The organism is Streptomyces sp. WAC03905 (assembly GCF_057371075.1).
In genome coordinates, this window is the sequence record NZ_JBXYDZ010000003.1 from 3,192,685 (window position 1) to 3,205,398 (window position 12,714).

At 73.0% G+C, this 12,714-nt stretch carries 12 protein-coding genes and 1 riboswitch; of the genes, 4 read left to right on the forward strand and 8 right to left on the reverse strand.

Annotated features, from left to right (window positions below; translation table 11 throughout):
* Nucleotides 1–28 precede the first annotated feature (28 nt).
* Nucleotides 29–1,276 (forward strand): D-alanyl-D-alanine carboxypeptidase family protein, encoded by a 1,248-nt coding sequence (locus AC2RP6_RS16740; RefSeq protein WP_486446941.1) that lies wholly within the window; start codon nucleotides 29–31, stop codon nucleotides 1,274–1,276.
* A 186-nt stretch (nucleotides 1,277–1,462) separates the two neighbouring features.
* Here AC2RP6_RS16740 and AC2RP6_RS16745 read toward each other — a convergent pair whose 3' ends face one another.
* The 4 genes from AC2RP6_RS16745 to AC2RP6_RS16760 all read right to left on the reverse strand — a co-directional run bounded on the left by AC2RP6_RS16745 (nucleotide 1,463) and on the right by AC2RP6_RS16760 (nucleotide 5,671).
* Nucleotides 1,463–2,398, reverse strand: a complete 936-nt coding sequence (locus tag AC2RP6_RS16745) for a YihY/virulence factor BrkB family protein (RefSeq protein WP_486446942.1) — start codon at nucleotides 2,396–2,398, stop codon at nucleotides 1,463–1,465.
* Between the two features lie 178 nt (nucleotides 2,399–2,576).
* The gene (locus AC2RP6_RS16750) at nucleotides 2,577–3,182 is read right to left on the reverse strand and encodes a 2'-5' RNA ligase family protein (RefSeq protein ID WP_486446943.1); all 606 of its coding nucleotides are present in this window, start codon (nucleotides 3,180–3,182) and stop codon (nucleotides 2,577–2,579) included.
* 94 nt (nucleotides 3,183–3,276) lie between these two features.
* The gene (trpS, locus tag AC2RP6_RS16755; protein ID WP_486446944.1) at nucleotides 3,277–4,290 is read right to left on the reverse strand and encodes a tryptophan--tRNA ligase; all 1,014 of its coding nucleotides are present in this window, start codon (nucleotides 4,288–4,290) and stop codon (nucleotides 3,277–3,279) included.
* A gap of 112 nt (nucleotides 4,291–4,402) precedes the next feature.
* Entirely contained in the window at nucleotides 4,403–5,671 is a 1,269-nt protein-coding gene (locus tag AC2RP6_RS16760; protein ID WP_486446945.1) for a serine hydroxymethyltransferase, read from the reverse strand.
* A 34-nt stretch (nucleotides 5,672–5,705) separates the two neighbouring features.
* Nucleotides 5,706–5,796, reverse strand: a riboswitch (ZMP/ZTP riboswitch).
* Between the two features lie 126 nt (nucleotides 5,797–5,922).
* Here AC2RP6_RS16760 and rocD point away from each other — a divergent pair.
* Nucleotides 5,923–7,128 carry an ornithine--oxo-acid transaminase gene (rocD, locus tag AC2RP6_RS16765; protein ID WP_486446946.1) on the forward strand — a complete coding sequence of 402 codons (1,206 nt, stop codon included), beginning with the start codon at nucleotides 5,923–5,925 and terminating at the stop codon, nucleotides 7,126–7,128.
* Between the two features lie 18 nt (nucleotides 7,129–7,146).
* Here rocD and AC2RP6_RS16770 read toward each other — a convergent pair whose 3' ends face one another.
* Both AC2RP6_RS16770 and AC2RP6_RS16775 read right to left on the reverse strand, forming a co-directional pair.
* Nucleotides 7,147–8,349, reverse strand: a complete 1,203-nt coding sequence (locus tag AC2RP6_RS16770; RefSeq protein WP_486446947.1) for a glutathionylspermidine synthase family protein — start codon at nucleotides 8,347–8,349, stop codon at nucleotides 7,147–7,149.
* Nucleotides 8,350–8,356: 7 nt separating this feature from the next.
* A complete protein-coding gene (locus tag AC2RP6_RS16775) occupies nucleotides 8,357–8,653 on the reverse strand; it encodes a hypothetical protein (protein WP_030659419.1) in 297 nt (98 codons plus the stop codon).
* Between the two features lie 104 nt (nucleotides 8,654–8,757).
* Here AC2RP6_RS16775 and AC2RP6_RS16780 point away from each other — a divergent pair, with 104 nt between their 5' ends.
* Entirely contained in the window at nucleotides 8,758–9,612 is an 855-nt protein-coding gene (locus AC2RP6_RS16780) for a DMT family protein (protein ID WP_486446948.1), read from the forward strand.
* A gap of 140 nt (nucleotides 9,613–9,752) precedes the next feature.
* On the opposite strand, the gene pdxR is transcribed toward AC2RP6_RS16780, so the two are convergent.
* Nucleotides 9,753–11,150 carry a MocR-like pyridoxine biosynthesis transcription factor PdxR gene (gene pdxR / locus AC2RP6_RS16785; RefSeq protein ID WP_486446949.1) on the reverse strand — a complete coding sequence of 466 codons (1,398 nt, stop codon included), beginning with the start codon at nucleotides 11,148–11,150 and terminating at the stop codon, nucleotides 9,753–9,755.
* Between the two features lie 47 nt (nucleotides 11,151–11,197).
* On the opposite strand from pdxR, the gene AC2RP6_RS16790 reads away from it, so the two are divergent.
* On the forward strand, nucleotides 11,198–11,722 hold the full coding sequence (locus AC2RP6_RS16790) for a carboxymuconolactone decarboxylase family protein (protein ID WP_486446950.1): 525 nt from the start codon (nucleotides 11,198–11,200) through the stop codon (nucleotides 11,720–11,722).
* A gap of 62 nt (nucleotides 11,723–11,784) precedes the next feature.
* Here AC2RP6_RS16790 and AC2RP6_RS16795 read toward each other — a convergent pair whose 3' ends face one another.
* On the reverse strand, nucleotides 11,785–12,714 hold the full coding sequence (locus AC2RP6_RS16795; protein WP_486446951.1) for a hypothetical protein: 930 nt from the start codon (nucleotides 12,712–12,714) through the stop codon (nucleotides 11,785–11,787).

The following is a 12,714-nucleotide window of genomic DNA, read 5'->3' on the forward strand; positions in this document are numbered from 1 at the left end:
CAGCTCATCGGGATGTACTTTCACCTGCGTGTCTGCCAAGACGACCGCTCTGACGGTCCTTACCGCCGCGTTGCTCGTGCCCGCCCTGCTGGTGCCCACCGCCCACGCCGCGCCGACCCCGCCGGCCGACGGGAAGGGCGGGCCCGCCAAGGCTCCGGCGGCGGCCGCACCGCCCGCGTCGATGTCCACGGTCGGCGGATCCCTGCTCGGCCAGCCCGGGACGCAGGTGAACCTGCTGCCCGGCGCGCCCGCCCTGCCGACGAACCTCACCGGCCGGTCGTGGATCGTGGCGGACGCCGAGTCCGGCGAGGTCCTGGCGGCGTACAACGCGCACTGGCGGCTGCCCCCCGCCTCCACGATGAAGATGCTGTTCGCGGACACACTGCTGCCGGGGCTGCCCAAGGAGCAGGTCCACAAGGTCACCGACCAGGACATGGAGGGCGTGGGCCCCGGCAGCAGCCTGGTCGGGGTCAAGGAGGACCACGAGTACTCCGTCCACGACCTGTGGCTGGGGGTGTTCCTGCGGTCGGGCAACGACGCCGTGCACGTGCTGTCGGCCATGAACGGCGGCGTGGAGAAGACGGTCAGGGACATGCAGGCGCACGCGGAGGAGCTCCAGGCGCTGGACACCCACGTGGTGTCGCCCGACGGGTACGACGCCCCCGACCAGGTGTCGAGCGCGTACGACCTCACGCTGATCGCCCGCTCCGGACTGCAGAAACAGGACTTCCGGGAGTACTGCGGCACGGCGAGCGCGAAGTTCCCCGGCCTGCAGGAGCCGGGGAAGCCGCGGGACTTCTTCGAGATCCAGAACACCAACCGGCTGATGACGGGCGCGGGCGGGATCGCCCCGTACAAGGGCATCGCCGGGGTGAAGAACGGCAACACGACGATGGCGGGGTCCACCTTCACGGGTGCGGCGCAGCAGGGCTCGCGGAAGCTGCTGGTCACGGTGATGAACCCGGGCGCGGGGGGCGTGAACTCGGTCTACGAGGAGACCGCCGCGCTCTTCGACTGGGGCTTCGCCGCGGCCGGGAAGGTCAAGCCGGTGGGTGAGCTGGTGCCGCCGAAGAGCGCGGACACCTCACCCCACGGCTCGCCGGCGCAGTCGCACGAGAACAACGCCTCGGCCGGCGGGGGCCCGGCCGGCGGCGTGGGCACCGCGCTCGGCGTCGCGGGTGGAGCGCTCGCGGCCCTGGCGGGCGGCGCGTACGTCGTCAACCGCCGCTGGCCGCGCGGCCGCCGCAGCCGGGGTGCCGACGAGGAACTCGTCTAGGTCCTGTCGTCAAAGTGGCGCCGGTCAGGCCCGCGGTGTCCGGTGCCGTGCATCGCGAGGCGGAGGGGCGCCCGAGTACTGGACGTACGTGGGCGCCCCGACAACGCGGCGAGGTGCGGTGCCGGGCGCCGCGGGCCAGGTGCAACGTTGACGACAGGGCCCAGGGAGGGTCCGGTGGGGACCCGGTCACCGGTCGGTGGCGGCGGGCCCCTGCTGCGCGGGCGGGACCTCGGCGTCGGCTTCGCCGGCGTCGTCGGCGGCGGCGTCGGTGTCGTCGGCGCCGGTGGCCGTCCAGGCCGAGACGTACAGCAGCAACTTCGCCATGAAGTTGATCCAGAGCAGCAGGGCGATCGGCACGCCGAAGGCGCCGTACACGCTCTTGCCGGCGACCTCGCGCATGTAACCGCTGAGGAGCAGCTTCAGCAGCTCGAAGCCGGCCGCGCCGATCAGAGCCGCCTCGATCAGGCGGCGCCTCGGCGGTTCGACGCCGGGGAGCAGGGTCAGCAGGTAGAGCAGCACCAGGAAGGCGGCGACCACGCCGACCAGGAAGGCGAAGGCGCGCAGCAGCGCGCCGCCCGGGCCCTCGCGCGGGATGCCCAGCCAGTCGGCGGACTTCCCGACGGCGCTGGACCCGAGGATCGAGGCCGCGGCGGAGACCAGGCCCACCGCGCCGAGGCCGAGCAGGACGAGCCCGTCCTTGCCCTTGCGGACGATCGGGTTCCCTTCGTCCTCGTCGTCCTTCTCCCACACCGCACGCAGGCAGTCCCGCATGGAGCCCACCCAGCCGATGCCGGTGAAGAGGAGGAGTGCGCCCGCGACCAGGCCGATCGTGGCGGCGTTCGCGACGAGCCCCCCGATGTCGAGCTGGTCGGAGATGCCGGGGACCTGCTCGGCGAAGTTCTTCTCCAGCGTGTCCAGCTGCTCGTCGCTGAGCAGCGCGGCTCCGACCGCCGCGGCCACGGCGATCAGGGGGAAGAGCGCGAGGAAGCTGATGAAGGTGATCGCGGCGGCGAGCCGGGTCCAGTGCACGCGGTCGAGGCGTTCGTAGGAGCGCCACGCGTGCGTCTTCATCAGACGGCCCGCCAGCGGCCCGACCACCGGGAGTTTCGTCAGCCAGTCCATGGGGTCACCGTAAATGAGGCGCCGGAAATAGCCGGGATTGTCGCTTTCAGGGACTACGGTCGTCGATTGTGACTTTTCGCCCAGCGCCCTCGACGGGGCGTCCGTTCCACACCCTGGTCCTGCGGAGGCTGAGGTTCCGCGCCCGGCGCACCGCCCGGCTGACCCTCCGCCCGCTGCGTCAGGAAGGCCGTACGGTCGCCCCGGCCGCCTCGGCGGTCTGGTCGACGGGGGAACCCGGCTGCGCCGGAACACCTATGGGCCCACTCCCGAAGGGATATTCGCGCAGCTTGCGCCAGACCCCGTCGGAGCCCTGCTCGTAGAGGGCGAACCCGGCGCAGACCCACTGGGCGGCGTAGTCCGCCAGCGTCGAGAACGCCAGGTCCATCGCTTCTTCGGAGATCCCGTGGGCGACGGTGACGTGCGGGTGGTACGGGAAGGCCAGCTCGCGGCTGAGCGGCCCGGACGGGTCGCGGACCTCGCTCTGGAGCCGGGTGCAGCCCGCGACGCCCTCGACGATCTTGACGAAGACGACCGGCGAGACGGGCCGGAAGGTGCCCGTCCCCTCCAGCCGCATCGGAAAGGCGCGGAAGGCGGACGCCACCGCGGTCAGGTGGGCCCGGACCGCCGGGAGCCGGTCCGCCTCCACCTCGGTCGGCGGGACGAGGGTGACGTGCGTGGGGATGCCGTGCGCGGCGGCGTCCCCGAAGCCCGCGCGCAGCTCCTGGAGTCGGCTGCCGTAGGGCTCCGGGACCGCGATCGAAACGCCGAGCGTTACGGTCCCCACGTATCTCTCCTCCGTTTGTCCCTGTGTCCTGCCGCCCCAGTGTGCGGCCAGGACCCCACTTCGTGCCAGAGCCGTCTTTCCGTAGGTGCGTTCGTCAGTGCTTGGCGGGCAGCAGACCCAGCCGGTCGTACGCCTGCGCGAGGGTCTCCGCGGCGACCGCGCGGGCCTTCTCCGCGCCCTTGGCCAGGATGGAGTCCAGCGTCTCCGGGTCGTCCAGGTACTCCTGGGTGCGCTGCTTGAAGGGTGTGACGAAATCGACCATCACTCCGGCCAGGTCCGTCTTCAGCGCGCCGTAGCCCTTGCCCGCGTACTTCTCCTCCAGGGCGGTGATCGACTCGCCCGTGAGGGTGGAGTAGATCGTGAGCAGGTTGCTGACGCCGGGCTTCTTCTCGGTGTCGAACCGGATCTCGGCCTCGGTGTCGGTGACCGCGCTCTTGATCTTCTTCTCGGTGACCTTGGCCTCGTCGAGGAGGTTGATCAGGCCCTTGGGCGACGACGCGGACTTCGACATCTTGATCGCCGGGTCCTGGAGGTCGTAGATCTTCGCGACCTCCTTGACGATGTGCGCCGCCGGGAGGGTGAAGGTCCGGCCGAAGCGGCCGTTGAAGCGCTCGGCCAGGTCGCGGGTCAGTTCGATGTGCTGGCGCTGGTCCTCGCCGACCGGGACGGCGTCCGCCTGATAGAGCAGGATGTCGGCGACCTGGAGGATCGGGTACGTGAAGAGGCCGACGCTGGCGCTGTTGACACCGCCCTTGGCCGACTTGTCCTTGAACTGCGTCATCCGGCTGGCCTCGCCGAAGCCGGTGATGCAGTTCATCACCCAGCCGAGCTGCGCGTGCTCGGGCACGTGGCTCTGGATGAAGAGCGTGCAGCGCTCCGGGTCCAGACCGGCGGCCAGCAGCTGCGCGGCGGAGAGGCGGGTGTTCGCGCGCAGGTCCTTCGGATCCTGGGGCATGGTGATCGCGTGCAGGTCGACGACCATGTAGAACGCGTCGTGCGTCTCCTGCAGGGCGACGTACTGGCGGATGGCTCCGAGGTAGTTCCCGAGGTGGAACGAGCCGGAGGTGGGCTGGATGCCGGAGAGCGCGCGAGGACGATCAGAAGCCATGGGCCCATTCTCTCAGGTGCGGGGAGGGGCTCACGCCCGCACTCGGCCGGTTCGTTCCGCCGCGCGGGGGTCCGGGGCGGCAGCCCCGGACCCCCGCAGCGGCGCCGCGGGGCTACGACAGCGGCAGGCCCGGGGCCGGGAAGGCGGCCATCAGGTCGGCGACCTCGGCACGGATCACCTTCAGCGCGGTCTCGTCCTGCCTCGCGGCGGCGTCCACCGCGCGCGAGATCCAGTCGGCGACCACCGGCATGTGCTCCGCGGTCAGGCCGCGCGACGTCAGCGAGGGCGTACCGATGCGGATGCCCGACGGGTCGAACGGCTTGCGCGGGTCGAAGGGGACCGTGTTGTGGTTCACGACGATGCCGGCCCGGTCCAGCGCCTTGGCCGCGACCTTCCCCGGCACTTCCTTGCCCGTCAGGTCGATCAGGATCAGGTGGTTGTCCGTACCGCCCGACACCAGGTCGAAGCCCCGCTCCAGCAGGGCCGCGGCCAGCGCCTTGGCATTGGCCACGACCGCGTGCGCGTACCGGACGAAGGACGGCTGCGCCGCCTCGTGCAGCGCCACCGCGATGCCCGCCGTCGTCTGGTTGTGCGGGCCGCCCTGCAGCCCGGGGAAGACGGCCTTGTCGATCGCCTTGGCGTGCTCCTCGCGGCACATCAGCATCGCGCCGCGCGGGCCGCGCAGCGTCTTGTGGGTCGTGGTGGAGATGACGTCCACGTGGTCCGCCGGGGACGGGTGCGCACCGCCCGCGATCAGGCCGGCGATGTGGGCGACGTCCGCGACCAGGACCGAGCCCGCCTCGCGCGCGATCCGGGCGAAGGCGGCGAAGTCGATGGTCCTCGGCAGGGCGGTACCGCCGCAGAAGATCACCTTGGGCCGCTCGGCGAGCGCCAGGTCGCGCACGGCGTCGTAGTCGATCAGCCCGGTGTCGGCGCGGACGCCGTACTGCACGCCGCGGAACCACGAGCCGGTCGCCGAGACGCCCCAGCCGTGCGTCAGGTGGCCGCCCATCGGCAGGGCCATGCCCATGACCGTGTCGCCGGGCTTCGCGAAGGCCAGGTACACGGCCAGGTTGGCGGGGGAGCCGGAGTACGGCTGCACGTTGGCGTGCTCCACGCCGAACAGGCCCTTGGCCCGCTCGACCGCCAGGGCCTCGACGCGGTCGATGTTCTGCTGGCCCTCGTAGTAGCGGCGGCCGGGGTAGCCCTCGCTGTACTTGTTCTGCAGCACGGTGCCGGAGGCTTCGAGGACGGCCGCGGACACGTAGTTCTCGCTGGGGATCAGGCGCAGGGTCTCCGCCTGGAGGACTTCCTCCGCGGCGACGTAGGACGCCAGTTCGGGATCGGTCGCGGACAGGGCGGGATGGCGGCTCGCGGACACGGCGGGCTCCTCCGGGGTCGATGTGATCGGTACCCCGCGAGGCCCAGGCGAGCGGCCCTGTATGCGGTCGAGCGCGCACGACTCCCCCGGAGTTGGTTCTCCGTACGCCAGTCGCCGTGCGTATCGAACACCTTATCCGCCTCGCCGCGGGAGAGGTTTCTGCGTCCGGGATACGAGCGACGATAAGAAGGTGACGCCACCCTCGTCACCGCTTCACCGCTTCACCGGCCAGACGGACGATCGGAGACCCCGTGTCGACAACAGCTGATGCCATCCGCTCCGCCGACGCGCACAGCGCGCACAACTACCACCCCCTGCCGGTCGTCGTCGCGTCCGCGGAGGGCGCGTGGATGACCGACGTGGAAGGCCGCAGATACCTCGACATGCTCGCCGGGTACTCCGCGCTGAACTTCGGGCACGGCAACCGCCGTCTGATCGACGCGGCGCGCGCCCAGCTGGAGCGGGTCACGCTCACCTCGCGCGCCTTCCACCACGACCGGTTCGCCGACTTCTGCACCGAACTCGCCGCGCTGTGCGGCAAGGAGATGGTGCTGCCCATGAACACGGGTGCGGAGGCCGTGGAGACGGCGGTGAAGACCGCCCGCAAGTGGGGCTACGAGGTCAAGGGCGTCCCGGACGGCCACGCCAAGATCGTCGTGGCCGCCGACAACTTCCACGGCCGGACCACGACCGTCGTCTCCTTCTCCACGGACCACGACGCCCGCGACCACTTCGGCCCGTACACGCCCGGCTTCGAGATCGTCCCGTACGGGGACCTCACCGCGCTGTCCCACGCCGTCACGGAGAACACCGTGGCCGTGCTGCTGGAGCCGATCCAGGGCGAGGCGGGGGTGCTGGTGCCGCCCGCCGGGTACCTGAGCGGCGTACGGGAACTGACCCGCGAGCGGAACGTCCTGTTCATGGCCGACGAGATCCAGTCCGGGCTCGGCCGGACCGGGAAGACCTTCGCCTGCGAGCACGAGGGGGTCGTCCCCGACGTCTACCTCCTCGGCAAGGCGCTCGGCGGCGGCGTCGTGCCGGTGTCGGCGGTGGTCGCGGACCGGGACGTGCTGGGGGTGTTCGGGCCCGGCCAGCACGGGTCCACCTTCGGCGGGAACCCGCTCGCGTGCGCCGTCGCCCTGGAGGTGATCGCCATGCTCCGGACCGGCGAGTACCAGCAGCGCGCCACCGAACTGGGCGACCACCTCCACAGCGAGCTGGGCCTGCTCGTCGGCGGGGGCGCCGTGACCGCCGTGCGCGGCCGCGGCCTGTGGGCGGGCGTCGACATCGCCCCCTCCCACGGCACGGGCCGGGAGATCTCCGAGAAGATGATGGAGCGCGGCGTGCTCGTGAAGGACACCCACGGGTCGACGATCCGGATCGCCCCGCCGCTGGTGATCACCAAGGAGGACCTGGACTGGGGGCTGGAACAGCTCCGGGCGGTGCTGTCCGCTTAGGCGGCGTCCGGCGGATCCTCAGAGGATGACGTGGGGCAGGAAGCGGGCGTACTCGTCCGTGACCGGCCCGGCCGACTCGCGGATCCCGAGCCCCGCCGCCTCGTCCTCGACGACCCACGCGCCGAGCACCACCCGGTTGCCGTCGAAGTCGGGCAGCGGGGCCAGCCCCTGGAAGCAGTACCGCTCCCCCGGCTCCGGGACGAACGGCTCGCCGTCCGGGCCCGGCTCGTGCAGGGTGACGCCGGCGCCCTCACGGCCGAGGAGGGGCTTGGCCACGTACCCGTCCGCCCCGGGCTCCGCCAGCTCGCGCGGGCCGTCGAGGTAGGCGGGCAGCAGGTTCGGGTGCTCCGGGAACAGCTCCCACAGGATCGCGAGCAGCGCCTTGTTGGAGAGCAGCATCTTCCACAGCGGCTCGATCCAGCAGGTGGTGCCGGAGCCACCGCCGTGGTCGTAGGTGCCCAGGACCTGGGGGCCGAACTCGTCCGTGGCCAGCCACTCCCACGGGTAGAGCTTGAAGCAGCTGCGAATGAAGCGGAGCTTGTCGTCGACGAACCGGCCGGACAGGCTGTCCCAGCCGATCTGCTCGACGGACAGGGCGTGGGTCTCCAGACCGGCCTGGTCCGCGGTCTCCTGCAGGTAGGCGACCGTCATCAGGTCCTCGCCGAGCTCGTCGGTCTCGGAGTGCGCGAAGTGCAGCGGGCCGGGCGCCAGCAGCTCCGCCTGGCGGCGCCAGGCGTCGACGAGGCGCTCGTGCAGGGAGTTCCACTGGTCGGCGCCGGGGAACCGCTCCTCCATCCAGAACCACTGCGGACTGGCCGCCTCCACCAGGGAGGTCGGGGTGTCGGCGTTGTACTCCAGCATCTTGGCCGGGCTGCCGCTGCCGTCGTAGCGCAGGTCGAAACGGCCGTAGAGGGAGGGCTGTTCGGCGCGGCGCCGCCAGGACTCGGTGATCAGCGCGGCGAGCTTCGGATCGGTGATGCCGAGGTCGGTGAAGCGGTCGTGCTCGACGATGTGCGCGGCGGCGGCCAGGCACATGGCGTGCAGTTCCTCGACGACGTTCTCCAGCGCCTCGATCTCCGGCAGGGAGAAGGAGTAGTAGGCGCTCTCGTCCCAGTAGGGGCGCAGCGAGTCGTCGGGGTAACGGGTGAGGGGGTAGATCAGCCCCTGCTCCTCGACCGTCTTCTGCCAGCCGGGGCGGGGCTCGATGGTGTGCCGCTGCATCGTGTGATCAGCCGCCGCTGGAGCTGGAGTGGCCGCCGATGCCGCCGCGGGTGACGGCGGACTTGTCGAAGCTGCCGCCGGTGACCTTGCCGTTGCTGACGCGGCCGCCGTAGTAGTACGCGCCGGTTCCGCCGGTCTTGCACTCCTTGCTGTTCAGATGGTCCAGCGTCGAGCGGGACGCACAACGGCGGTCCGGTTCGTCGCTGCTGCCGCAGGCCACGAGGGTGGCCGCGAGCAGGCCCATGCCTCCGAGGGCGACGGCGCCCGAACGCATCCGGCGCTGGTTGGTGCTGCTGCTGTCCATGTCTGCTGCTCCCCCTGGGGCCTGGCGTGCTCCCGACAGACTAGAACGGGGCCCCCGGCCGATGGAATCCGGCCGCCGTGAGATCCGTGACCTAGAGTCAGTTCGTGCTGATTGGGATGATTTGCGCGCTGGGTGCGGCGGTGTGCTTCGGCACGGCGTCCGTTCTGCAGGCCGTCGCGACGCGGGCGGTGGAGCCGGGCAGCGGGTCCGGAGTGGACGCGGCGCTGTTCCTGCGGGCCGCGCGGCAGTGGCGCTACGTCCTGGGTCTGACCCTGGACGCGGCCGGATTCGTGCTGCAGATCATCGCGCTGCGGCACGTGCCGATCTACGTGGTCGGGGCGGCGCTGGCCGCCAGCCTGGCGGTGACGGCGGTGGTCGCCTCGCGGCTGATGGCGGTGCGGCTGTCCGCGGCGGAGTGGTGCGCGGTGGGCGTGGTGTGCGTGGGGCTTCTGATGCTGGGGCTCTCCGCGGGGGAGGAAGGCGCCGGGACGGGTTCGCTCGCGCTGAAGCTGGGGCTGCTGGGGGTGGCGGTGCTGGTGCTGGCCGTCGGGGTGGTCGCGGGCGGGCTGCCGGACGGGCCGCGGGCGCTGGTCCTCGGTCTCGGGTCGGGCACGGGCTTCGGCGTGGTGGAGGTCTCGGTGCGGCTCATCGACTCGGTACGGGACTTCGCCAACCCGGCCCTGTACGCGCTCCTGCTGGGCGGCGCGGCGGGGTTCCTGCTGCTGACCTCGGCGCTGGCGCGCGGCTCGGTGACGGTCGCGACGGCAGGCCTGGTGCTCGGCGAGACGATCGGCCCGGCGCTGGTGGGCGTGGTGTGGCTCGGCGACCGCACCCGGGAGGGCCTGACCTGGCTGGCGGTGACGGGCTTCGCGGTGGCCGTGGCCGGCTCCCTGGCCCTCTCCCGCTTCGGCGAACCGACATCGCCATCGGCCCCAGCACCACCACGTGGCTGTGGCTGAGTGGAGCCCTTTCCCGCCTGCCGCACCCGTGCGGGGGCTCCGCCCCCGAGCCCTCGCGGGGCCCTGTTCCGGCCCCGCCGGCCTGTGGGGCGCGGGCGTCCGGGGGCGACGCCCCCGCAACGGCGCGGCACCCCGCAGGGTCAGGGCAGCGAGGCGGCGAGCGCCGCAAGGGTCGGTGACCAGGCGCTGTCCGACGGGGTCCCGTAGCCGACGACCAGCGCGTCCCGCGGCACGGCCTCGGCCTGCGGGTGGCGGAAGGCGGACAGGCCGTGCAGGGCCAGGTCGTACCAGGCCGCGGACTGCAGCACCGACCGCTCCGTGCCCGCAGGGAGGTCCAGCACCGCGTGCAGGCCCGCCGCGATCCCCGAGACACCTGTGACCCTCCCGGCCACCGCCGCCACCAGTTCGTCCCGCCGCCGCCGGTAGCGCAGCCGCATCCCGCGCACGTGCCGGTCGTACGCCCCCGAGGCGATGAACTCCGCCAGCGTCAGCTGGTCCGGCGCGCTGGAGGTCCAGTCGGTGTGGCCCTTCGCCTCGGTGACCTCCTCCAGCAGGCCCGGCGGGACGACCATCCAGCCGATCCGCAGCCCCGGAGCGAGGGACTTGCTGGCCGTGCCGAGGTACACCACCCGGTCCGGGTCCAGCCCCTGCAGGGCCCCCACCGGCTGCCGGTCGTAGCGGAACTCGCCGTCGTAGTCGTCCTCCAGGATCAGCCCGCCGGTGGTCCGGGCCCAGTCGACGGCGGCCGCCCGGCGGGCCGGGGTCAGCGCGGCGCCCGTCGGGAACTGGTGGGCCGGGGTCAGCAGTACCGCACCCGCCGCCGCCGTCAGCTCGCCCGTACGGGCGCCCTCGTCGTCCACCCCGAGCGGACTGGTCCGCAGCCCCGCCCCCACCAGCACGTCCCGGTGGAAGTCCAGGCCGTACCCCTCCACCGCGACCTCCCGCACCCGCCGCGCCCGCAGCACCGCCGCGAGCAGCTTCAGCCCGTGCAGGAACCCGGAGCACAGGACGATCCGGTCCGGGTCCGCGTACACACCGCGCGCCCGCGCCAGGTAGCCCGCCAGCGCCTGCCGCAGCTCGACGCGGCCGCGCGGGTCGGTGGCGTAGCCGAAGGCCTCGTTCGGGGCGGCGGTCAGCGCCCGCCGGGCCGCCGACAGCCAGGCCCCACGCGGGAAGCCGCCCAGGTCCGGCGTGCCGGGGACCAGGCTGTACGCCGGCCCGCCGCGCGCGGGGCGCCGTACGGGGGCGGCCGCCGCCGCCCGGCGCGGGCGGGCCCGCTGCGCGACCCGGGTGCCGGAGCCCTGGCGGGCGGTGAGCCAGCCCTCCGCGACCAGCTCGGCGTACGCCTCGGCGACCGTGTTCCGCGCGATGCCCAGGTCGGCCGCGAGGGTCCGGGAGGACGGCAGCCGCGTGCCGGGCGCCAGCCGCCCGCCGCGCGCGGCCTCCCGCAGCGCATCGGTGAGCCCGGCCCGCAGACCCTGCCCTGCGGAGAGGTCCAGGTGCAGGTCGGCTCCGAAAGTGGCCCAAGGATCCGTCATGAAAATGGACCATACCGGCGGGCCGCCCCGCTCCTACGGTGGAACACATGACGACCACCGCGGAGAACCCGCAGACCCACGCGCACACCCACGACCTCGCGCCCGAGCACACCCCGCGCATGCACATGGCGAAGCTCACGCCCGAGGTCTACAAGGCCGTCCTGGCCCTGGAGCTCGCCGCCCGCAAGGGCCTGGAGCCGTCCCTGGTCGAGCTCGTCAAGATCCGCGCCTCCCAGCTCAACCACTGCGCCTTCTGCCTCGACATGCACACCAAGGACGCGATCGCCGCCGGTGAGAGCGTCGAGCGGATCGTCCAACTGGGCGCCTGGGAGGAGTCGCGGCACTTCTACACCGAGAAGGAGCTCGCCGCGATCGAGTTCACCGAGGCCGTCACGGTGCTGACGGACGGCTTCGTGCCCGACGAGGTGTACGCGAAGGCCGCGGCGCACTTCGAGGAGCAGGAGCTGGCCCAGCTGATCGCCGTCATCGCGACGATCAACGTGTGGAACCGCATCGCCGTCACCACGCGCATGGTGCCGGGCCACTACAAGCCGGGCGCGTACAAGGCCTGACCGGCCCGGCGGGGCCGGCGGGGCCGGCGGGGCCCGCCGGGCCCGCCGGCCGGCCGCGGCCGTCAGCCCGTCGGGCGGAACGCCGCCACGGCCGCCGCGTGGTGCTCCTGCGTGAGCGGCCACTCGGCGACCGGGCCCGCGGTGAGCAGCGCCCATTTGCTGCCGTCCGCCGCGAGGAAGACCCGTTCGACCCCGCGCCGCACGCCGCGCGACTCCTCGCTGTCGTACTGGTAGACGAGCTCCGCCGCGTCGGCGCCGCCGGACACCGGGCCGACGCTGATCTCCTCGTACCCCCGGGTGCCGCCCCGCAGGTAGGTGGAGGCCTGCCGGACCGCCTGGAGCGGGCTGAGTTCCGGCTCCGACACCCGGAACACCTGGATCAGCGCGGTCCGGTCGGCCGAGCGGTAGAAGACGCCTTCCTTGACCTCCTCGCGCGCCCAGCCCGCGGGCACGGCGACGGTGAAGCCCGCCGGGTCGCGCCTGGTCTCGTGGGCTGCCCCGCCCGCCCCGGTGCCGGTGGGGCCCGGGGTGGGCGTCCCGATCGGTGCGGCGGTGGTCGGGGCGCCGGTGGCCGTGGGCGGGCCCCCGCCGGATTCCGTCGGCGCACCCGAGGTCACCGTGCCGTTCTTCTCGCCCGCGCGGTCGGCGTCGCCCGTGTCCCGGGCCACGAACCAGACGGCTGCCGCGCCGATCGCCACGGAGGCGACCGCGATGCCCGCCGTCGCCGGGGTCAGCCAACGGCCGCCCGGCCTCCCGCCGGCCCCGGCGCCCGGGCCGTGCTGCTGCGGCGGCACGGGTGGCGGCCCGTACGGGGGCGTGGGCGCGGGCGGGGTCGGCGGCTGCGGGGGAAGCGGCGGCAGGCCCGGACCGGGGACCGGCGCCGGGGCGGCCGGGGTCCCCGTCGGCGGACCGGCCGGAGCCTGGTCGGCCACCCAGCGCTGCGCCCGGGCGTCCCAGCGGCGGGGGCCGGTCGGCGGCTGTGCCGGAGCCAC